General features: G+C 42.7%; 22 protein-coding genes. 6 read left to right on the forward strand and 16 right to left on the reverse strand.

The genetic code is table 11. The features are described from left to right. Positions 1 to 264: 264 nt before the first annotated feature. The 7 genes from ASD40_RS36620 to ASD40_RS23650 form a co-directional block, all read right to left on the reverse strand. On the reverse strand, positions 265 to 372 hold the full coding sequence (locus ASD40_RS36620) for a sporulation protein YjcZ (RefSeq protein WP_082562404.1): 108 nt from the start codon (positions 370 to 372) through the stop codon (positions 265 to 267). A gap of 109 nt (positions 373 to 481) precedes the next feature. Next, the gene (locus ASD40_RS23625) at positions 482 to 1,372 is read right to left on the reverse strand and encodes a carbohydrate ABC transporter permease (protein ID WP_057305603.1); all 891 of its coding nucleotides are present in this window, start codon (positions 1,370 to 1,372) and stop codon (positions 482 to 484) included. Between the two features lie 25 nt (positions 1,373 to 1,397). Next, entirely contained in the window at positions 1,398 to 2,255 is an 858-nt protein-coding gene (locus ASD40_RS23630; RefSeq protein ID WP_057306280.1) for an ABC transporter permease, read from the reverse strand. Between the two features lie 177 nt (positions 2,256 to 2,432). After that, positions 2,433 to 4,064: an extracellular solute-binding protein gene (locus tag ASD40_RS23635; RefSeq protein WP_057305604.1), complete on the reverse strand. Its 1,632-nt coding sequence runs from the start codon at positions 4,062 to 4,064 to the stop codon at positions 2,433 to 2,435. A 297-nt stretch (positions 4,065 to 4,361) separates the two neighbouring features. Beyond that, on the reverse strand, positions 4,362 to 6,623 hold the full coding sequence (locus ASD40_RS23640; RefSeq protein ID WP_057305605.1) for a helix-turn-helix domain-containing protein: 2,262 nt from the start codon (positions 6,621 to 6,623) through the stop codon (positions 4,362 to 4,364). 128 nt (positions 6,624 to 6,751) lie between these two features. After that, a complete protein-coding gene (locus ASD40_RS23645) occupies positions 6,752 to 7,225 on the reverse strand; it encodes a pentapeptide repeat-containing protein (protein WP_057305606.1) in 474 nt (157 codons plus the stop codon). A 206-nt stretch (positions 7,226 to 7,431) separates the two neighbouring features. Continuing rightward, positions 7,432 to 8,685: an MFS transporter gene (locus ASD40_RS23650; RefSeq protein ID WP_057305607.1), complete on the reverse strand. Its 1,254-nt coding sequence runs from the start codon at positions 8,683 to 8,685 to the stop codon at positions 7,432 to 7,434. Positions 8,686 to 8,880: 195 nt separating this feature from the next. On the opposite strand from ASD40_RS23650, the gene ASD40_RS23655 reads away from it, so the two are divergent. Both ASD40_RS23655 and nagA read left to right on the forward strand, forming a co-directional pair. Continuing rightward, positions 8,881 to 9,678, forward strand: coding sequence for a DeoR/GlpR family DNA-binding transcription regulator (locus tag ASD40_RS23655; protein ID WP_057305608.1), 798 nt, complete (start codon positions 8,881 to 8,883; stop codon positions 9,676 to 9,678). Next, positions 9,668 to 10,813, forward strand: coding sequence for an N-acetylglucosamine-6-phosphate deacetylase (gene nagA / locus ASD40_RS23660; protein WP_057305609.1), 1,146 nt, complete (start codon positions 9,668 to 9,670; stop codon positions 10,811 to 10,813). Before ASD40_RS23655 ends, nagA begins: the two co-directional genes overlap by 11 nt. Before the next feature lie 164 nt (positions 10,814 to 10,977). Here the strand turns inward: nagA and ASD40_RS23665 are convergent, their stop codons facing one another. Beyond that, the gene (locus tag ASD40_RS23665; protein ID WP_057305610.1) at positions 10,978 to 12,237 is read right to left on the reverse strand and encodes an FAD-binding protein; all 1,260 of its coding nucleotides are present in this window, start codon (positions 12,235 to 12,237) and stop codon (positions 10,978 to 10,980) included. Between the two features lie 385 nt (positions 12,238 to 12,622). On the opposite strand from ASD40_RS23665, the gene ASD40_RS23670 reads away from it, so the two are divergent. Beyond that, positions 12,623 to 12,859 carry a hypothetical protein gene (locus ASD40_RS23670; protein WP_057305611.1) on the forward strand — a complete coding sequence of 79 codons (237 nt, stop codon included), beginning with the start codon at positions 12,623 to 12,625 and terminating at the stop codon, positions 12,857 to 12,859. After that, positions 12,849 to 13,742, forward strand: a complete 894-nt coding sequence (locus tag ASD40_RS23675; protein ID WP_057305612.1) for an SMP-30/gluconolactonase/LRE family protein — start codon at positions 12,849 to 12,851, stop codon at positions 13,740 to 13,742. The genes ASD40_RS23670 and ASD40_RS23675 overlap by 11 nt, the downstream gene beginning before the upstream one ends. Positions 13,743 to 14,008: 266 nt before the next feature. Here ASD40_RS23675 and ASD40_RS23680 read toward each other — a convergent pair whose 3' ends face one another. Continuing rightward, positions 14,009 to 14,584: an MBL fold metallo-hydrolase gene (locus ASD40_RS23680; protein ID WP_082562406.1), complete on the reverse strand. Its 576-nt coding sequence runs from the start codon at positions 14,582 to 14,584 to the stop codon at positions 14,009 to 14,011. 220 nt (positions 14,585 to 14,804) lie between these two features. Next, positions 14,805 to 14,978 (reverse strand): hypothetical protein, encoded by a 174-nt coding sequence (locus tag ASD40_RS37415; RefSeq protein ID WP_156390165.1) that lies wholly within the window; start codon positions 14,976 to 14,978, stop codon positions 14,805 to 14,807. A gap of 559 nt (positions 14,979 to 15,537) precedes the next feature. On the opposite strand from ASD40_RS37415, the gene ASD40_RS23685 reads away from it, so the two are divergent. Then, entirely contained in the window at positions 15,538 to 15,915 is a 378-nt protein-coding gene (locus tag ASD40_RS23685; RefSeq protein ID WP_057305614.1) for a MerR family transcriptional regulator, read from the forward strand. Between the two features lie 106 nt (positions 15,916 to 16,021). Continuing rightward, a complete protein-coding gene (locus ASD40_RS23690) occupies positions 16,022 to 16,783 on the forward strand; it encodes an SDR family oxidoreductase (protein WP_057305615.1) in 762 nt (253 codons plus the stop codon). Positions 16,784 to 17,097: 314 nt separating this feature from the next. On the opposite strand, the gene ASD40_RS23695 is transcribed toward ASD40_RS23690, so the two are convergent. From ASD40_RS23695 to ASD40_RS23720, 6 genes are all read right to left on the reverse strand, one after another. Beyond that, complete coding sequence (locus ASD40_RS23695) at positions 17,098 to 17,640, reverse strand: GNAT family N-acetyltransferase (protein WP_063860241.1); 543 nt, start codon at positions 17,638 to 17,640, stop codon at positions 17,098 to 17,100. A 173-nt stretch (positions 17,641 to 17,813) separates the two neighbouring features. Further along, complete coding sequence (locus ASD40_RS23700; protein ID WP_057306282.1) at positions 17,814 to 18,782, reverse strand: MraY family glycosyltransferase; 969 nt, start codon at positions 18,780 to 18,782, stop codon at positions 17,814 to 17,816. 16 nt (positions 18,783 to 18,798) lie between these two features. Then, a complete protein-coding gene (locus ASD40_RS23705) occupies positions 18,799 to 20,034 on the reverse strand; it encodes a hypothetical protein (protein ID WP_057305616.1) in 1,236 nt (411 codons plus the stop codon). A gap of 97 nt (positions 20,035 to 20,131) precedes the next feature. Then, a complete protein-coding gene (locus ASD40_RS23710) occupies positions 20,132 to 21,058 on the reverse strand; it encodes a phosphotransferase family protein (RefSeq protein ID WP_057305617.1) in 927 nt (308 codons plus the stop codon). A gap of 62 nt (positions 21,059 to 21,120) precedes the next feature. Further along, entirely contained in the window at positions 21,121 to 22,005 is an 885-nt protein-coding gene (locus ASD40_RS23715; protein WP_057305618.1) for a serine/threonine protein kinase, read from the reverse strand. A 157-nt stretch (positions 22,006 to 22,162) separates the two neighbouring features. After that, on the reverse strand, positions 22,163 to 22,591 hold the full coding sequence (locus tag ASD40_RS23720) for a GNAT family N-acetyltransferase (protein WP_057305619.1): 429 nt from the start codon (positions 22,589 to 22,591) through the stop codon (positions 22,163 to 22,165). Positions 22,592 to 22,689 lie beyond the last annotated feature (98 nt).

Here is a 22,689-nt window from a genome sequence, read left to right on the forward strand (position 1 = left end):
ATCATTCACCTCCGATCACCTAACATTTTCAATTATAGATAATCATTCCTGCCATGAGAAGGAGTGAATAAATTTAAACTAAGTTACTTTAAGTTAACTATAGGCTTAAAATAGCCAGATAAATCAGACCGACTCGCACGGTTCGGTTTTCGTTTATTGTAGATTTTCGACAAAAAGAAAAAACGGCCTTTTTCGCATTTATTTCGCGATAGGACCGTCTTTATTTTTCTCCATATGTTTTGTGTTGTGTTGGATGAAGGAATATTAAATTACAAAAGCTGATGTGATGATAACCAAAAGAATAAAAAGAACCAAAATAAATGCTACGTTGCGGCCCATACCATAACCATCACCATAACCTACTGCTCCCATGTTTACTCATTCCCCTCAAATGATTTTCACTACGGTATAATCATATGTGCGGTACAAAGTGCTTGATTGGACGTATGTCTCTGGGAGGCAAACGCCTACCTTCCCACGCTCAGCCTTTTATAGAGCCAATCAATACGCCTTTTTCAAAATATTTTTGTATAAAAGGATATAGGATTAAAATCGGCAGCGTAGACACGATGATCACACCATACTTGATTTGATCAGCATATCTTTGCGCGTAGCCTCCCGCATCGCCGCCAACGCCTGCTCCATTGGCAAAAACCTGATTCGATAAAAGAATATCCCTTAAAATGATTTGCAGCGGCTGCAGCTCATTATTTCTTATATAAATTAAAGCCGTGAAGAAATCATTCCAGTGCGCGACCAAGTAGTAAAGGCCGATAACGGATATAAGCGCTTTGGACAAGGGCATAGCCACCTGGATAAAATACTTAAAATGAGAACAACCGTCCATGGCAGCTGCCTCATACAATTCCGATGGCAACGTTTCAAAAAATGTTCGTGCAATAATGAGATTGAACACATTAACGGAAAATGGCAAAATGAAAACCCACATCGTGTTTGTCAAGTGCAGACCTTTTATCAATAAGTAAGTTGGAATTAAACCTCCGTTAAAAAACAATGTAATGACAAAGATCAACATTAATGGACGTCTAGCCTTAAATTCTTTCCTTGATAGCACATAGGCTGCCGGTAAAGTGAACAGCAAATTCACAAAAGTTCCGAGCAATGTGTATACAAGTGTATTTCGATAACCGACCCAAATTCTGGCGTCTTTAAAAATTTCCTGATATCCAAAAAGACTGATGCCTTTCGGCAGAAATAAGACATGACCGGTTGAAACAAGGGTAGAGTCACTAATAGATGCAATAATGATAAAGTACAACGGATATGCAATGATTAAAAAGATCAAGACACATAGCACAAATAGAAAAAGACGGAATATGATTTCATTACCATTCTTGCTTAATAGACTCAACTCCACTCCCCCCTTCTACATCCAATTACCATAGACTCATATTTGAAAATCTCTTCGAGATGGCGTTCACAGCAATCAAGAAAATAAAATTAATGACCGTATTGAACAAACCAATGGCCGACGAGTAACTGAATTGATTAGATACAATACCAATCTTATATACATAAGTGGCAATAACCTCGGAAACAGGGAGATTTAACGCATTTTGCATTAAAAAGATTTTTTCAAAGCCGGTACCAAGCACATTCCCCATGCTGAGAATAAACAAAATAATCATTGTAGGAACAATAGCAGGTATATCCACATAACGTATCGTTTGCCATCTACTGGCCCCATCAATTTTGGCAGAATCATACAATTGTGGATCAACCGTGGAAAGCGCAGCTAAATAAATAATGCTGTTCCATCCGCAATGCTGCCAAATATCGGAAAGTACATAAACGGGCATGAATGTATTTGTAGAAGCTAGCAAGTTAACATCGCCCATACCAATGGACTTCATCAAATGCCCAACAATGCCGGTTTCCGGCGATAATAGGACATTTAGCATCCCAACCAGTACAATGGTCGATATAAAGTGGGGTAAATACACCGTCGTTTGCAAGGTTTGTTTTGCTTTTTTTCTTCTGATCTGATTCAGTATCAATGCCAGAATAATAGGAGCAGGAAACCCGAGAACAATCGACGCCAAACTGATGATAAACGTATTTTTCATTAAATCGACAAACAAATAGCTGTTCATAAATTGTTTAAAATAGTAGAATCCGTGCCATGCTCCTCCCGTAAGGCCCTTGGAAAAATCATAGTCCCGGAAAGCGAGTTGAATGCCGTACATCGGCACATAATTAAAAATCAATATGACAGCGATTGCCGGAAAAATCATGATCCACAATTGATGGTCGCGTTTGAATGTGCTTACAACGGTAGGTTTTCTAGCTAATCGGATACCCGCAGTATCTTTGCTGATTTCACTTATTTGAGAGCTCATCCAGGCATTCTCCCTTTTAGATAGATGCTATACCGTCCGCACAGGAAGCATAGCATCTATCATCATGCTATTTTATTTGTTCTTACTCATGAAGCTATCGTAGTATTTTTGCATAATCTCAATATTTTGCTGCAAACCGGCTTTTTGGCATTCTTTCACATAAGCATCCCACTGGGCATCAATGCCGCCTTTCGTAACCCATTGCGCAAATTTGGGATTCGCCAAATTCATGAGGTTCGTGTTGTTCAGACTTAATGTGTTATTATCCGCAGTTGAATATTTGATAAACAAGTTAGGGAAGACGTCGGTCTTTGTACTTACACTCAGAGCGCCCTTCAGCGGTTCGGATTGCGTGAGAACCTCGCTCATATCTTTGCCGAGATTCAATTTTAAAGCATCAGCAATATACATAGGTCCGTTATCCGCCATAGATGACGTCCATTTCCATGTCCCAGGATCCATTTTGGAATCTGTCGGCGGCAATACGCTGTAACTGTCATCTCCATTATCCTTAATATTCGTACCTAATGAACCGAACAAGACTTGCATGCTGACTTTAGGATCATATAAGGTATTGATGAATTTCATTGCCGCGTCTTTATTCTTCGTTTTCGCCGACATGACTACCATGTTGCTTCCAAAGTTAAGGGAGTTGTAATCATAGCTCCAAGATAGTTTAGCGTTAGAATCTGCGGACCTCTTTAATGGGGACATCGAGGTATATTGCGGCGCCACCTGATCTCCGAATCTGTCCGATGCGACCCAACCCCATGTGAAGCCGACTTTGGCCATATCTCCGGTGCCGCGTGCAATCGACTGGTATTTCGTGTAATCGTGTGTAAATACTTCTGGGTTAATCAACCCGGCTGCGTAGCATTTATTCAAGAATACGACCAAATCTTTAAAACGATCGTCGATCAGGAAGTTTTTCACTTTCCCGTTTTCCACATAATAGCCTTGGCCGCTTCCATCGGATAATGTAATGCCCTCACTCCCCAGGAGAACTGCAGGATTGAAATATCCGCCGATACCTCCCGGCCAGTCCATGGGGATCTCATCGTTCAAATCGCCGTTGCCGTTAGCATCTTTTTCTTTAAATGCGACCAACACGTTATATAATTCATCCCACGTAGTCGGCATTTTTAATCCCAGATTGTCCAACCATTTTTTATTAATAAATTGTCTTGTAGCAGAAGCGGGCCAAAAACGTTGGTATTTGGGCAAACCGTAAATTTTTCCATCAGGCTGCGTGGCAATGACTTTGGTTTCGGGTTTAGCATTAAACATCATTTGCACATTCGGAGCGTTTTTGTTGACCAAATCGGATAAATCTTGGAACAGGCCTTGAAACTGCGCAAAATCGGCGTCTGTAATGACATTAGGACCAACAAATAAATCCGGAACATCACCGCTGGCAAGCATGGTACCCTTTTTCTGTCCCCAGTCTGCCGTAATCTCTTGCCACTTGATTTCAACGCCTGCTTCTTCTTCCGCTTTTTTCAGCCATTCCATTTCTGCAAGCGGTTTCGTTAGAGCGTGTTTGACCATGATGCCCGTTAATTGTACTTTGGCACCGCTTTTACCTGCATTTCCTGAACCAGTGTTGCTATTTCCTTCAGTTTTGGAGCTGGATTCGCTGCAGCCTGCCATTACTACGGCAGAAACCATAAACAACGATAGTATAACTGCTAACTTTTTACGCATTGCCGTCATCACCCCTCAAAAGTATTGGTTATGCACAATCCTTGCCGATTCCACCTTAACTTTAATCTTCACTCGAGGAGGCGTAAACGATCAGTTTTTGATGAATCCCCATTTTTTGAAAACGCTTAACTTTGGTAATGGAGAATACTTGCAGATACGTCTTACAGACAGATTTCAAAAATTGCATATCTTCAAAAAATGCGTCTTGTTGACAACTGATACCGCTTCGCGCATAACAGTTGCAACCTTTACGAAAAAAAAACGGCTACCACGCTGTCTTCAACGGGTAGCTACCTTTCATTTGTTTGAATCCCGGTATTGGCCCGGCGTAATGCCGACCACTTTTTTAAAGGAGCGAATAAAACTCGACGTATTCGAATAGCCGACTTGCTGCGCGACCAATTCCAGCGTTTCATCTGATTTTCGAAGTAATGTGATGGATTTTTGGATACGAAGCTGATCAATATATTCCTTGAAATTGTGTCCCATTGTTTTCTTGAAGTGATAGCTGAAGCCCGAAATCGACATGTTAAAATGATCGGCAATGAGCTGCAGCGAAAATTCAGGATGCATGCCATTTCCTTCAATGAACGCAAGGATGTCATTCTGTGATGCTGTCCTGGAAGTTGGCTGTGAGCTGCGAATGAGATCGCAAAGCTTGCAGCAGCTTTCACGCATAATATCGATCATTTGCTCGATTGTGTAACGATGAAGGTAAGAGACACTGGTCAATTGCAGCAAGCTTTGGTCGCCCTGCCGGAAACGCTGCAATCCGTTGAATATGACGATGACCGTGTTCAAATAAACAGCTCTGACCATATGCGGCGGAGTACCGTCGTGCCCGATATAGGCGATGATGCGCTCCATAACCGATTCAATTGCGGAAAAGTCATTTTTTAAAATTAACAGCTCAAGCGATTGCAGTTGTTCTGCAAAATAGGAAACTGCGCTTGTTTGCTGGACTTCGATTTCGTCGAAAACAAGAACCGAGTATTGATTCCGTACCCGAAGATGCTCGGCAGCGCGAATGGCCTGCAAATAAGAGAGGTGAACCCCCTCCGGGGATTGTCCCGGTGCTCCAATTCCGATCAACGTACGTATGCCGGTCCGTTCGAGCAGCTCTTGCTGAAGACCGCAGAGATACACCTTTAATTGAAAGATCGGGTTGTGGGAACCAACAAAGACGATCTCTTGATTATAAATGCTATTGAAGAAGTACCCTTGAAATCCTTCTGGCAGTCTGTGCTCCTCCATCCGACAATACTCAGCAATCGCTTCAATGCCGCCTTCTTTTGTTTCGCAAGAAAGGACAGCAACCGTAATATGAGTATAGTTGAAGCAAACTCCGTACGGATCGGCCTCCTTTTGAAACGCATCCCATGTCGGGTAACGGTCGCATATCAGCTCGAACAACAGATTATCACGCATGACTGGCAGCGTGCTTTTCACCCTTTCGTCCAGCCTGCTGTTGGCGGAGGAAAGTTGATCGAGCGCATACCGTATCGTATCGATTTCGTTCATGGTTCTCGGCTCTCTTAGCGTAAACAGGTTTTTAGCGAAATGGACCAAACCTTTGATCGGATGATAATTTTTACGGATGGACACATAGATGACGATCACTTCGAGCAATAAAATCAGAATAAAAAGAACAACGGTGTTACGCTGAATCAATCGGATATCTTGCAACGTTTCAGACACAGCCATCAGAGTGACATATTTCCAGGCATTTTTATCCGATACTTCGTGCGAAACGATAAAAGATTTGCCGTTGATCTGATAAATACCTGATCCAGACCGACGCTCATCCAAGCTAGACACCAAATCTTTAAATTCACTCGAGTTACTGTAGGAGGTTTCATTTGAAGCGACCAAACGATTTCCCTTTGAGTCAAAAATAAAGAAATCACCCGTAAAAGCTTCGGAAACCGACTTCATCAGCCGGATAATCGTTTCCTCCTTCACCATGATGAGAACGGTACCGGGCGAGTTGAGTCCGCCTAACGGCAACGGCGATAAGAAAGTCAACATTCGCGTCCGGTTATTGCCGGATACGATGACGTTTTCGGCCGGCCGTACCGTTGGTGAAGTCAAGTTGTTCAATTCCTCGAACATGGCTTTATGCGGCCAATTTTCGTAATAATACCCGACGCCTGGACTCTCGAAGTCGTGAATACTGAAGGCATTCCCTGTCTTGGCAAACAGAAAGCCGATGCTTTTAACATACAAGAAGGTGTTGTCGATGAATGCATCCGTCGCATTGTATTTCCGCATTTCGTTTGCAATGACGACTCTTTGATAATCGTCGTCCCCAGCCAAGTACAACTTGATCTCCTGGTTGTTCACTAGCTCCGACGGGAGGTTATACACATAACGGGTGAAAATATCCATCGAGTTCATGAACTGTGCGGTGACATGAGCGTTCCAGTCCATTTCCTTTTGCTTCACAACTTCCGTTGAATTCGGGTAATAGTAGAATAGAATAACGATGACGGGAAACAGCAGCACCAATATATAGGAAATTAACAATTTGGCCAACAGGTTGAACCTGTTTTTTTTCATAAGTGTCCCCCTTCAGGAATTGGCCTCAAAATGCAGCATTTCAAGTAAGCGGTTACATGATGGGTTAAACCAATGTGGATGAGATCACCGACTTCCCATGGGCTTAGATAAGTAAAATAACAAATAGATTAGTTCCTATTCTTGTATTTATCTAATAAATCTTTAATCAAAATTCCATCTATGCTTAACCCATCAATATTACAATTCTTGAGTTCCACGTTCGTAAGATTGCATGAGTCAAATATGGAGGTACTCAAATCACTGTTTTTAAACATTACTGGCTCGACATTTACCCAACCTCCCGTTCCAGGCTCTTCAAGTAACTGACTTTTTTCAGCTTTAGGACGAACAATATTCTCAAATATAGTTCCTCCCATCTGAATCATATTAATAGTTACATCTGAGAAATAGATATGTTCCCACTTAGAATTCACAAAATTCGAATGCGCAAATGTAGTGCCTCTCATGTCAATATTATTAAAAGATGCCTCTTTGAAACAGGCCATATGTATCTCTTCGTTTCTTAAATCTTGCAGTTCCAATCTGTTTTTTGCATCCAATACTTTCTTTTCTGTAAGTGCCATTGTAAAACGTCCTTTCATAATGGATTACACCCCTTTGAATATTCCACATTTTCGCTAATTTATCCTTTTTATTTTCGTAATTTGCCGTTTCAGATTTCACTCGTTAATTAATCCTCCCGTTTATTCATTTCAACCAAAAGCCTGTCCGGATAAACCGAACAGGCGCTTTCTTCATTACATCAGTGGCGATCATTCCTTACGATTAGCTGACATTCGCGGCCGCGTCAAGACTGTCCCTGCAGTCTCTTATCCAGCATGCCCTGTACGAACCACGCATAAAAGGCATACCCCGCAAGTATGGCAACCGCCGTAAGAAGGAAGGGCAGCGAATAATGATTTCCTGCCAAAATGTAGCCCGCCCAATAAGAGGCGATAGTGTTGCCGATGCTGCGCGATACCGTCCGCATGACTGCGAACAAGTTGCGGTCTTCTTCGGCGACTGCCGACATGCATTCACTGTCCAGCAAGTTGTTTAGCATCGTGAAGCCCGTCCCGCGAATGAGCAGTAGTACGGCAAATATGAAGGCCGGCATGGCGAGCGCCATCAACGCCACGACAAACATGTTATATAGAAACAGGAACACGAACGTGCTCCGGCTGCCCCATCTCTCTACGACGTACGGCATTACGATCGATCCGATAAAAAAGAAAAATCCGGCCAACGCGAGCAAACCGGAGATGCCTCCGTCCTCCATCTGAAACCTGAATTTCAGGATGACATTCAGAAACGGGCTAAGCAGCCCGTACGTAAAGCCAGAGATGAAAATAAGCAGCGAAAGCATCAGCAGAAAATACATCGCATGCCTTCTCTTCGGCCGGTCCGAAGGTTTCGCTGTTTGAATGCCGCTGGCCGTTGTTACCGCAGCATTTTTCACCCTTGCATGTGTAGATGGAAGCAGCAATCCCCGTAATATGCCTGAGAGCGCCAAGCATCCGCCGGCAATGAAGAAGGCAAACTGGTACAACGTGGTATGCCCGGGCAGCCAATCCGGCAAGTAGCCGCCGAGCCATGTGCCGAGGCCGGTAAACAATGTGAATACGGCGAACAGCAACGAATACGCGCTCGTCTCTTCTTTCTTGCTGTGGCAATATTGGAAGATTAACTGAATTTCAGAGTTCACGATCGCTGTAATGCCGAGCGACCAGATGAGCTGCGCGGCGGTAACCGCGCCAAGGCTGGTTCCAAAGCCGAATAGCGCGAGCGACAGGAATGCCATGAGCATGCCGGTGACGAGCATTGTTTTGCGCCCAACGCTCTTCACAATGAAACCTGCCGGCAGACTGGCCAGGCCAATTGTCAATGCCCCAAGCGACGTTATTCTACCGATGTCACCTTTGGAAAAGCCAAGGTCCAAGAGATGTAAATTCAGGATGAGGCTGAAGATGCCCACTCCGATGCCAAACAAGCTTTCGGTTGCGATGAACCGCTTCACGCCGGGAGATAAATCACGAACTAGATTTACGGTATAAGTCCACATAGATGTACCTTTCCTCTTGCTACAAGTATGTGCTTTATCTTACATGGCGGCGTCATCCGTTTCAATCCTATAATGAAATGACTTATTTTCTCAATCAAAGTAACAAGATAGAATTCTTCTCAAATACTTAAATATACTTAAATTTTACTTCAAAATACTTATATTTAATGATAAGCTTACTTATATGAGGTGATAATGATGTACCAAGAAGAACGATTGCTAAAAATACTCGACTATATTAATGAACATCATGCGATGAGTGTTATGGATATCTGCTCTCTTCTAGATGTATCAAGGGATACAGCCCGAAGAGATATTGTTAAATTAGTGCAAGAAGGGGTCGTTATTCGTACACATGGAGGCGTCGCTTTGCCTCAATTGAAGAAGGAAATAGCCACCTATCAGGAACGGTTAATTGACGAAACAGACAGTAAAAGAAAAATTGGGAAGATAGCAGCTAAACTAATTCAAGATCGGGAAACAGTCATTTTAGACGTATCAACAACGGTACAGTCTGTAGCAGAACAAATTTCTGCTAACAATATTACGGCAATCACACACTCCATAGACATTGTAGGGATTCTCTCAGGTCGGGAGGATCTGCAAGTTTATGTGCTCGGCGGTTATTTACATACCAAAAATCGGTTATTATATGGTCCCTCCGTCATCGATAAGCTAAGAGAATTGAGAGCTGATAAGGCATTTATCGGAGCTACAGCTATACAAACTGATGGGCTTTACTTCCCATACGAAGATGATGTTTCTGTAAAAAAAGAGATGGCCCGCAGATCGGATCAGGTAATCGTTGTAGCTGATTTCACGAAGTTTACAAGCAAATCGGTTTATCGTTTAGATTTTGACTTTGTGGATATTTTGGTTACCGATCAAGAGGTGCCTAACGAAATAAGAGAAGTACTCCATAATAAGAATATAGCGATTATTCAATGTGAGGAAAAAGACAAATACGAGAAGGATATCAAAGATGAGTCTTAAAATTTTGCACAACGTAAATGTGATTCGACCAGACGACCTTGTTCTACCTGCCGCACTTTGGATAAGAAACGGAATTATTGAAAAGTTAGAAAGTGGTCTTTCTTCTCTTCCCGAGGGCGAATATGAACTTATGGATGGCCAAGGACATTTATTGATACCTGGAATGATCGATGTGCATATCCACGGTGCTAACGGGTTCGATATGATGGATGGCAGTGAGGCCAGTATTCAAGAGGTTTCGCGGGCTTGTGCTAAAACGGGCTGCACCTCGTTTCTGGTTACCTCTGTTAGCTCTACAATTGAAGAATTACTAGCCATGATTCGCAGTGTGAAACGTGTCATCGGGCATGAAGTCGGGGCCAAAATTGCCGGTCTTCATCTAGAGGGTCCTTATCTGAATCCGAAGCGTAAAGGTATGCAAAATGAACGGTTTTTACGACATCCGAATCTTACTGAAATGAAAGAAATTTTTAACGAAGCAGATGGACTGATTAAGATGGTTACAATAGCCCCAGAATTACCTGGCGGGATGGAGCTCATCTCTTTTCTGAAAGAAAAGGGCGTCATAATCGCCGTTGCGCATTCAGATGCCACATACGAGGAAGCAAAGCAAGCCTTTGAAGCCGGAGCGAGTCACGTAACGCATTGTTTCAATGGCATGCGACCGATTCATCATCGTGATCCCGGTCTGGTTGTAGCCGCTTTTGAAGAAGAACATGTAAGCCTCCAAGCGATTGTGGATGGCATTCATTTGCATCCTGCGATCGTTCGAATGATGCATCGTCTGAAAGGACCCAATGGCATGATACTTATCACAGATGCTTTACAAGCCATGGGACTAGGTGATGGGAATTATATGTTTGGTGGCCATCATGTTACGGTTTCCGACGGTGTAGCTCGACTAGAGGATGGGACTTTAGCCTCCAGTACGGTTACGATGAATGAGGCACTGCGTCTAACCGTTGAAACCGGCATTTCTTTAAAAGACGCGGTTCAAATGGCTTCAACCACACCTGCACGAATATTAAGCATTGATACTCTAGGCCGAATCTCCACGGGACTTGACGCTGATCTTGTCTTGTTAAATGAACAATTCCAAGTGCAATGGACAATGATTAAGGGTGATATCATCTAGCTGAATTTTAAAGTTGATCCACCGCAAAAAAATAAAACAAACCGGAACCCTTTATTTCCCAAGGAGTTCCGGTCTTATAAACACTAGAAAACTTCATTCAACCGTCCATCACGAAACCGCACAATCTGATTCGCCTATTGAGCAATCGAAATGTCATGCGTAATCTATTTTTCCATCAAATATTTATTCAAAAAGTCGTTACGAAACTTTCCGTGTGGATCACACTGAAGCATCAGTTGTCGGAAGTCTGGCAGCTTCTCATAGAGTGGCTTTAACTGATCGGGCTGCATGGTAAACAGCTTCCCCCAATGCGGACGAGCCCGGAAAGGCGCAAGTTGCTTTTCGATCATCGGCAGCACTTGCTTGACTGCCTCCCAATTCGGTTTCCACGTAAAATGAATAGCAACTGAATCCTGATTGTAATTAGGGCTCATCCACAAATTATCTTTGGCAATGGTACGAACTTCAGAAACATAAAGGTATGGCGAGATATGCTCCCGTATGCCATTAAGCGCATTCAATGCCTGACAGGCATCTTGTCGCGGCACGAAATACTCGCTTTGCAGTTCCTCTCCAGCACTCGGAGTGAAATCCATACGAAAGTGCGGCAATCTCTCGTGCCATGGTCCCGCGATGCCCATCTGCTCGCTGCAATTCTCCGCTGTATGTCCAGGCACTGGATGCCGTGGTGAAGTTGCTAATTGCGCGTCGAAAAACTCAGGGGCCACTTGATCAGAGACTTGATCCGTCAGCTTCCGCTTTATCCAGACTTGATTGAAATTCGGATTCTTCCAATCGGTGAATAGACTAACACTGTAAGCACTGGAAAAAATATCGTCAAAGTGCTCATTAAGTTGCACTAGTGACAAATTATCGTAAACATGCTGACTCATCTGAAATGTTGGGATCACATCCAGTGTAATTTTAGTGACTACCCCCAATCCTCCAAGCCCAACAATTGAACCTGCGATGTCTTGTTGCTCGCGAGAGAATACAGCCTTGTCCCCATTCGCCTGAACAACTTCCATTGAATCGACCACTGTAGCAAGATTGCCATTTCGATCACCAGAACCATGTGTTGCCGTAGCGCATGCACCAGCAACGGTTATGTGCGGCAGCGACGCCAAATTGTGAAGCGCATAGCCATGGTTATGAAGATGTTCACATAGCTCTCCATACCGGATTCCTGCTTCAACAGTTACCTTATTTTTTAGAGTATCTAAGGCTACCACACGGTTAAGGTTCTGAAGCGAAAGAAGGATTTCGGTACAATCGGCGATGCTATTAAACGAGTGCCGTGTGCCAAGCACCTTTATTTGCTTACTGCGAACCACAAATTCCTGTACTTGCTCCACACTTGTGGGAGTATGGAGTTCAGAGGCACTATACTTGTAGTTGCCAGCCCAATTCCAAATATTTTTCATATCTTCACTCGCCTTCGAAAGTATTTTTAATTGATAAAATATTTCTTGACCATGTAATTCAATAGATAATTAATTCAAAACAATACTGAATATTCCTGCTATAGGGTGAGCAAAGACTGCCGGGATGTCGGCTGCCTTATCCTATTCGTGTTTATTGAGCTATAATTCCTCGTAAGTTCAGTGAGTTGTGTTTGAAAATGTTTGAATAGGACCATCTCACGAAGCGATTATACTCTTCATATAATTCCACATTTTGTTAAACTATCCTGCCCGTTAACGCAATGAAGGCCACCGATCAAATCGGCAGCCTCGTTTCTGGGTTTTCATTCAACTATAGTTCACGACCTTCGGATTATCTGTGATTTTCATAAAAAGGAGCACCGAGGTGTATCCAATGAGAGGTTTCTCTTTGATTCAAATGATCTCGGTTTGTAAAAAAGAAGGAGCACTTCGCTCCTTCTTCTTTGGACATTTCCACTACCAAGTACTAATAATATTGAACGTTTATGTTGTGATGTTATTGACGACGAACATGTTTCCTGCATATCCTAAGAAAAAACTCATCTTGGGTCTTAAAGAAGAAATACATTTGGAAGCTGCAGGTAAAAAAAATGAAAGCTGATATTGCATCTAACGTATTTTATGATTTGTTTCCTCAGATCACCTGTCTCGAACAGGCAGCCACCGGATTTATTTTTACCGAGGGTCCAGCTTGGGATAAAACGGACGGCTCGCTTGTATTCAGCGATATTAAGGCAAACACGATTTATCGCTTGAAGGAGCAGGACCATCTCTCCGTAGTGCGGCGTCCAAGCGGAATGTCGAACGGACTGGCATTTGACGCCGAACAGCGGCTCATTGCTTGCGAACATGCTGGTCGAAGGCTCTCTTTATATTCCCTGTATGATTCGATTGGACCGATCGTTACGCTGGCTGACCGCTATGAGGGTAAACGCTTGAACAGTCCGAACGATGTGATTGTAGCTTCGGACCGCTCCATTTACTTCACAGACCCCAATTACGGTTTAGTGAATGAATTGCAAGCACCGAAAGCGCAAGAGCAGTTATTTCAGGGAGTCTACAGGTTATCTCCGTCAGGCAAACTGACACTACTTATCAATGACTTTGCTGGTCCTAACGGTTTAGCGTTATCGCCTGATGAACGAAAGCTGTATGTCAGCGACACGGAACGTCAGCATATCAGAGTGTTCGATCTTGATAACCATGGCCGATTGGTGTACGGCAGACTGTTCGCCAAGCTGGACGTGAGTATGGGAGAAGGCGTCGCCGATGGCTTGAAGGTAGACGAAGAGGGGCACGTGTACTGCGCAGGACCGGGAGGAGTATGGGTGTTTGAACCAGACGGAAGCGTTATCGGATTGTTGAAGATTCCCGAAATAACTTCCAATTTAACGTGGGGAGGATTATCAGGACGGACCATGTATATTACCGCCACTTCCTCCGTATACAAGATACCCGTTGGGGTGACTAAAGCAGGATTTTGATCCGAAGCGAATAATAGTTTCAGGATACATGGTTCCATCATTCCCATCCTCGGTTGTAAAGTTAAGATTACTCATTGTAATCTCCTGCTTTTCACGATGTTAGTCGCTTATAGCAGAACTTGTCATACTTTTCCGTTAGCTTAACTCGTTATAACTCTTTGCCTAAGCGCCGCAAGACAATCACGACGAGGTCATCTTCAATGTGGCGCCTGTGTTGGAGGGAAAGGCGTTAAATTAGATAAGTCGCGAAGCGCTCGGGAAACAGATTACAACCTTACGGTCAAATCCGCGATCTGCTTGTTAATGTCTCCTCGCATCAGTCCGCCGTGGTAGCAGACGACGCTTTCGATGTCGAACGGTTTGAATTTCTCCAACGAGCGGATAGCGTTCTCCATGTCAATCGTTGAGTAGGGAGATGAACATTGCAACTCACCGTTGTTGATCACCAAGGCGTCCCCGGCAATCAACGTCTTGTTCGCATGATGGTAAAGGCTGACATGGCCCGGCGTATGACCCGGCGTATGGATGACCGTCAAACCGTCGCCGAGCGGAAGTGTCTCGCCGTCCACCAATAGCCGCGTCACGTTCGGCTTGGACGGATGGAGGAAGACATTCTCGAATGGAATGCGTACCTCGTCCGGTAAGGTTGCCACCTCGGCCTGTAATCTGTCCGGAGGAAATTTCAGTAACGGTGCTTTCCCGTCGATCGTGTCCCTGTCATCTTCATGGGCATATACTTCAAACGGTGCTGCACCCGCTTTCTTCAGAAACTCCGGCAAGCTGCCGATGTGATCGATGTCCTGATGTGTCAAAACGATGGCGCGCAGAGGCCGCCCGGTGATTCCGGCTTGCTCCGCTAGGCGAGCTCAACACAAAATCGAGCATCTCTACGCTAAGCTTTAAAGAACGAGAGCTTATTAATTTTCATGGGAATGTAGGCTCAGTTGTGTTGCCATTAAAGAATTTAAAAAGGACCTTTTACCGGCTCGTCACCGATAAAGGTCCTTTTTCTACAAATGAAATTCTAAGGAATCTTAACAACAAGGTATAATTCCGTCCCGGTTAAGCTACCTCTGGTTTTGCCTCCGGCTTAGCTGCAAACATCGCTCCCTGTTTCGAGGCTGAAGCCATCTCCGGCTTTGCTTCCGGCTTTGCGCTTACCGTTGTTGGAACAGCAATTGCTGCAATCAACGCAGCTCCCAACATCCATTTCACTGCTTTGTTCATTTTGTTCATCGTTATAACCTCCATAAAATGAATTCACTTACTACATTCATCTTACAGCGGGTGCACTCCCTTAGCATGAGACATGGCCGGGAAATCCATAGGGAAGATTAGAGGATAAAATCGGGAAGTATTCCGGGAATCGCTAACAATTTGTGCATCCTGTCGGTAACGAAAGCAAAAAGCCACCATTGGCGGTTCCGATTTCACCGTCAAATAAAGTGGCCGATAACACGATTGTTGTCGCTGTAATGCCGATTCACAATTCTTACAAACTGTAAAACAAAAAAATGCAGATTCTGTCCAAGTACCAGACATATCTGCATAAGATTGGATGAAAATTTGTTCAAGCTATCCAAGAACGTTTTCACTTGAGGGTTAAGGTTCAATGCATTTTCATCAAGGCTATCGGCATCGCTTCAATTTGTGTTTACAGGCCCTATAACTTGGCCCATTCAAGACCGCAGAAAGCATCGATTGGAGACAAAATATTTTTTTATTGACTTAAACCGTGGTTTAAGTAGTATCCTATTCTTGTCGACAATGAAAGATAAAATTTGGGGGCCTCCAGATGAAGTATTGTTCAATTAGCGAAGCTTCAAAAAAATTCAATATTCCAGAATCCACATTACGTTATTATGAAAAAAAAGGACTACTTCCACTAATCGAGCGTGATAAAGCTGGTAGGCGGTTATTTTCAGAAGATCAAATTACGCTCCTTGAAATCGTTATTTATTTAAAAAACACGCACATGCCAATAAGTGGTATCAAGCAATATGTTGACTGGGTAGTAGAAGGAGATAACACCACCCAACTCCGGCTTGGAATGATGAAGAATCACAAGCAAGCTGTGCTAGCTGAAATTTCGTTGATGACCGAATCCTTAAAAGGAATTGACGTAAAAATTACACGTTATACAAAACGTACTCAGGAAAGAAAAGAAGAATGATAAGATGAAAAAGTATTAGTAACTGACGCATATAAATGAATTGGCTTTATTGCTTTGAAATTGATAAACAATTGAGTGAAGAAAATTATGGAGAAGAGGAACTATCATGAAACTTTCAGGAAATACAATACTTATTACAGGCGGAAGTTCTGGAATAGGATTAGCTTTTGCAGAGCGCTTTATAAAAGCTGGAAATAAAGTCATTGTTTGTGGACGACGTGAAAATGTACTTCAAAATGCGAAAGAAAAATCCCCTAGCCTTATTACTCGTGTAAGTAATTTGGATATTGAATCCGAGCGTGTAGCATTATTTGATTGGGTAACAGCGAACTATCCAGAAGTGAATGTGTTAGTTAACAATGCAGGAATCCAACAACGCTTTAATGTGCTAAAAGCGGATGCGAAGAACAATTGGAGTTATTTCAGTAAAGAAATCACAACCAACATTGAAGCACCTTTCCATCTCTCTATGCTGTTCGCTCCATTTTTTGCAACAAAAGAAGAGCCGACTATCATTAACGTGACATCTGGGCTAGCTTTTACGCCGTTTGCGATTGCTCCGATTTATTCAGCAACAAAAGCGGCGCTTCATTCATTTACAATGAGTCTAAGACACCAACTCTCTGATACGTCTGTAGAAGTGATTGAAGTTGCACCTCCGGCAGTGAATACAAATTTAGGTGGAGCGGGGTTACATATTCAAGGAGAACCATTAGATGCCTTCGCAGATGGAATTTTCAAAGGATTAGAAGAGGGTAAAAAGGAAATTGGATATGGTACTTCTGTGAATCGCTTACGCATGTCGCGAGATGAAGTCGACGAGTACGCTGAAAAGATGTATAAGGCCACGAAAAACACAATTGAATAACTTCCGAGATCATAAATCAAAATGTCAATTCTTTTGACTTCTCCTTGGCATATAAAAAGAAAAACTCGCCGTAGTGTTGGCGAGTTTTCATTCTTTTAGTTATCCATCCAACTTCAGGTTCACTAGTAATTAAACCACTTAGTAGATTGAACTCATACTAAGAATATTCAAAAGTTAATAATGGAAATTCCATTGGAAACTTGCAAGCACTTTTAGCAAAATAATAATAGTAAAGACAAATATTTACTCTATCATTGAAATCAAAAAAGAGCTGCTTCAATGCAGCTCCTGCGTTATTATTCATCGTTGGTTGATTAGATATCCTCGGACGGATTGATAAGGGCCAGAACCTGATGATCTTCCCACACCCCGTTGATCTTCACGTTGCTTCGGGAGATGCCTTCTTTGTGGAATCCGGCATTCTCAAGTACGCGGATAGATCCTGGATTTCGGGGTGAGGCTTCCCCGACGATCCGGTGAAACTTCAGCTCCTCGAAGGCATAGCGTACCACCTGCTTCACTGCCTCCGTCATATAGCCATTGCCGTTATAAGCCTGGTCAAGGCTGTATCCGATCATGCAGCTTTGAAGCGGTCCCCGCGCCACAAAGGATAGCCCTATGTTGCCAATAATCCGGTCGTCCTCCTTGTGGCATACCAAAAAAGCATATTTCCGATCCTCCACCCTGTCAGCCTTGCTCTTAATAATCGATTGGAGCTGGTGCTCCTCCGTATAGTATTCCTCCGGGTTGCTTGGCGAAAACTTATTAAAGAACTCCCGATTACGCTTATACATTGCTGTTAATTCTCCGGCGTCCGCCTCCTCAGGGAACCGAACGTACACTTGCTGCTCCGACATATGCACCATCCCCACAAACTAAGATAATGGATAATTATATCACAAGAGGGAAGGTTCGGATATTGATTGGATGAGACTAATGCTGCGATTATACGAAACCGGCCCTAAGGGGCAATTTAAGCGGATTGTATGGATAATATCCTTGTCACCTGACACTCAATGAAGAGGATAAGTTACACATGAAGTAAAAGCAATATGATGGACGACAAGCTTAAGCAGCCGCTAATCAAATAGAGGAACATGACAACCTGTTTCGGGCTAAGTCCTGTACGAAGCAATCGGTAATGGGCCTGACTTGCATCGGCCTGATAGACTGGTTTGCCTTGTAATAAACGTTTGATGACAACAAATATATTATCAAAAATGGGAACACCAAGCGCCAAGAAAGGAATAAAAAGGGACAAAATCGTTGCCTGTTTGAAGGCACCATCCAGAGCAATCACACCCAGAATGAAGCCAAGAAATGTTGCCCCCGCATCCCCCATAAACACTTTGGCTGGTGGCTTGTTATAGCGTAGATAGGCGACGGTGACGCCGACAAGGATTATGGCCATCATGGCGGAGTCGGATTGACCTTTTGCTAACGCCACAACGAACAAAGTGATTGCGGATATCGCTGAAAGACCCCCAGCCAAACCATCCATCCCATCCGAGAAATTAATTACTGTCGTCACGCCGAATATCCATAGGATAGTTAAAATGAACTGCATCCAATCGGAGAGCAGCACAAATTCTCCGCTAAACGGATTGTAAAATCCACTAAATGTGATCCCAGAGGCATACACCAGCACAGCCGAGGATACCTGAACAATGAACTTAGGTAAACTCGGAAAATCTTTGCCATTGGTTTTATACCAGTCATCCACGGTACCAATGATCAGTAAAAGCACAGACCCAGCTACAATAGCCCCTGTCTGGAGCGTAAAACCTTTTATAAATAACAATAAAGTAATGATGAAGCCTATAAAAATAGCGTAACTCGCTGTTAGCGGAATCGGTTCACGGTGTATTTTTCTTTCGACATCTTGCCTAGGTCTATCCACAAAGTTAAGACGAAACGCCAATTTACCCAGTGGGGGAATTAATAAGTAGACGATAAAAAAAGATAGTAGAAATGCTGCTGCGTATGCGATAAATACCAACTCCAATGAATGCTGATTATGAATGATCTGATACTTGATCTACTTTAATTGTAACCTTTAAGTAATTCGTCCAATCACCTTGGCCTACAATATCTATGCTGTATGGTGTTCCACCACCTTCATCTCCCGCTTGATCCGGCGATTCAGGGCCGTGTAGAAGTTGGGTAACATGCGCTGTTCCTAACAATTGATTGTCCTTTGAATAAAAGTTCAGTGTCAATTGGTACGTATGCTTCCCAGGCAATTTTCCACTAATCCAGGCTCTCGCAATAGAGTAATCTCCTGTATAATAATGACGAAGAATACCTACTAATACTTTTCCATCCGGATCCGTGAGATTTAACAAGGGCGGTAGAGGTAATCCGAAGTACAAAGGAAACGTATCCTGCAAGGTTGCTACAACAGCTGAAGACAGGTCCACATTGACAGGCAGAAAAAGGGATGAATTCAGACTTTCCCCTGCTTTGGACCAAACAGCATAAGGCACTCTTGACACGGTTTTTCCTGACATATCCATAAACGTAAGCTTGCCGGAAACTGCAACATCGCCCCTAGGCTTAGCTCTTCCACGTTCCCAAGCCTCTTTCTGAAGAACCAAATCTCCTTTGACAAAAGTTCGTTCTCCCAACTTGACAACTTGAATGTTTTTAATTAGCATCGTATCCTCGTAATCTGGGCTTGTTGCAGTGGGTAATGAGAGAGTTTCTGCTATGCCATTGCTTACATTAGGTTGTAGCAACCATTGATCGCCTAACCAAGAGGTTTCTATTTGAATAGCGTAGAAACCGGAAGGCGTGACGAATTCAGCTTTAGCGTGCACGTTCTGTGGCGATAGGCTGGCTCCGTTCAAAGATTCGGAATAAGGCAGATTGTACAGTGGTGTTTCTTCACCTAAATGAATATCTAAGTCCAGTGGCCGGATGACACCAAGTTTACGATTCTCCATTTTAATCCACAAATCTCCTAGCCATGTCGTATGAATCTGAACCCACGTATACGAAAGGGGTGAAGCGTAATTCTGATCCCCATACTGTGTAGAGACTACCTCAACATCCTGAGGACTGAGCTCAGCCAGCGGCTCTTGAAGATCGTACGAAGGTTCCGCATACAGCGGTGTAGTGTCCAAAAGACTAATTGTCTTAGGTATCCCCTGAGGCAGGTTTGCTTTGCCGCTTTGCAGATCTGACGCCGCTAGGACGCCAGTAGACATATTAATCATGCACAGAACTAGGATCAACGCTATTTTTTTCAAAAGCAAGCCTCCTCATAATAGATCTAAAAAGTTGACGTTTGATTCTTCCAAATGGTTCCATCAGGTGATATTCGAATTTTATTAGCTTAAGAATTACTCAAGTAATTAAGTTGAGAAGAAAGTTACGAGTACTGTAGTAAGCATCTTTCCATCCCATTTTTGCATAGAAACGAAGTCCATCTATTCCTTTAAAATAATAAGCTCCAATTAATCTCTCTTTGAAATCCGGGATCATTATTCCAACTTTTTCTTGATAGTCTTGATAAGCTCGAATTACTTCACGACCCTCCATGTGTCTATCGAGAATTGCGAGATCGACAAGAAAATCGCCATATGCATAGTTACCATCAATGATACCGGCTATACGTGTGCCGTCGGATAGGATATTCCATTGGTGAAAATCTCCATGAATAAAGTAGCGGTGGGGTTCATTATACGGTAAGTAAGCCATTAAACGGCTATAACATTCATCGAACACGTCTTTTTCTAAACAAGTACTTTGAAATAATTCGCACCAATTCTCCCAGAAGGTCCCTGTCTGATCTTCTGCAAATGATGTAACCAAATAGTCCTTCCATGTTTGAAATGCTCCGTCACCTTTAGGCCCGATCCACCCATATCCGCTTGTTGACCCGAGATCCACATGATTTATACGTGTCAAGATCCTTATAAGCTCTGGAAGTTGGCGGTTTTGCTGCTCAGCTGAGAAATCCGCTAGATTGCCGCCATCAATTCGTTCCATTATGGAGTATTCTAGATGTCCGACTTTCCCTTGTCCAAAACATTTAGGGAACGGTATGCCCTGGCTAGAGAGCAGATCCGAAATATAGCGTTCAGTTTGATACGCTCCCTCCATGTCACTGAATTTAATTACGTATCCTTTTCCTTCATGGCTGAAAGAGTAAACACTGCTCAAGTTACCGCCAGCCATTGGCGTTATCTCTGCCACTTTAGAACCTAGATGAGTCCTTAATACTCCCTCAACCATACTTATGTCCAAGCTTGGTTTTTCGTATGCAGTCATTGCTACACTTCCCCTCGTTTTGTTACAAGACCCTCCTTATTGTAACTACTCTATTGTTTCCGTTAGCTTTGCAAATCAGTGAATTTAACTGCCGAATCCCATGCAGATTTAAATTCTGACACACTGCCATACCTATTTTTTCTACTTGGTTCAACAGCCCTTAAAGCTATCTCATAAAGTTCCTTTCCAGCTTCCCAGTGTTCAAATGAACGATCAAGCTCTCCTCCAAGCAAAGCAAACGATGTTGCTCCCATGGTAAATACGTTTGTCCTACCATCAATCTCAGCTCCGAGAGAAAACTCTTCGGGGGACATGAATCGAGAGGATCCCCATAATCTCCCCATTGTATTGTAATATGGTCTTCTTTGATAAAGATCAATATCGCATATTTTAGTCTCATTTTTGGAGAAATCGTACAGCAGACTCCCATCATAAAAATCAATGGCGACAAAGTCTTTTTTCTCGACAAATTCATGAAAGGAATAAATGTGATCCAACGAGATTAACCTCTGTGCGACTGATAATTGTTTATACCTATAAAATGGGGAATTTGGATTATTGTACTTCGCTGGGGGCGGAAAAGACCAATGCGGATGAAGAGATTCACCGTCGAACCATTCAAATACAGCTGCGTAGCCAGATCCAACTTCATAATGATCAATTAGTTTAATTAGGGAGGGGTGGCTTAATTCTCTATAAAGTGGCATGGCATTTTTTAAATTGTTTATTGCATCTTGAGGGTCACCCGAAAATGCTGTGCCTTTAGCACCAGCATATTTGATGAAAAATCTTTCGCTATTTTTCTCAATACCAAAGCTTATATTGCCAGAATCCTGCTGGGAAAAGACTTCAAATACATGCCCCAACTTCGCAAGCCAACCAAAATCATGTTCTTCTTGTAACTGGAACATAACATCGTCAATTTTAATATCTAAAGAACCATTCATTTGCTTCCTCCTCCAAATGTAGTCTCCTTCCATTGAACATATCTAATTTATCTGTATCAGCACCAGATAAAATAACATTATAAATAAATATTCTCCTCCCGTTATTGAGCAAATCTCCCCGTCCATGCATCTCTTGCAATGCACCACAGAGCATGATTTATAAATATTTTTTAAATCCTTTACTTATCGATCCTTTATATCCTTCCCTTTCGAAAAACTGATGTGCTCTTTCACGGGTTGAATTACTTAGAAGCATAATCCTATGACAATTTATTAATCTACAATAATCCTCAACATATTGTAAAAGTTTTCGTCCAATATTCTTACTTCGATGATTCTCGTGGACAATTATGTTCTCAACTACTCCATACGGTCTTGTGCCATGTAAAGCCTGTAAACATATGTTTAGTGTCACTGTCCCTAATATTTTTCCTTCTTCATCGTATACAAGTAAAAAATTGTTAGGGTCATTTCTAATTGTATTAATTTGTTCTTCAAGAACATTCATTTTCTTACTATTTGGTACTAGCATTCGATAGAGTTCGAACAGTTGATCTCTATCAGTTCGTTCAGCTTCACGAATCATATCGATTCGACTCCTTTTTATTAGGCTAATTGCATATAACGATATATTTACGCAAATTATTCGTATTTAGAAGTATTCAAGTGATTAAGCTATCCTGC

Origin of the sequence: Paenibacillus sp. Root444D2 (assembly GCF_001426375.1) — a bacterium.
Lineage (GTDB): Bacteria > Bacillota > Bacilli > Paenibacillales > NBRC-103111 > Paenibacillus_E.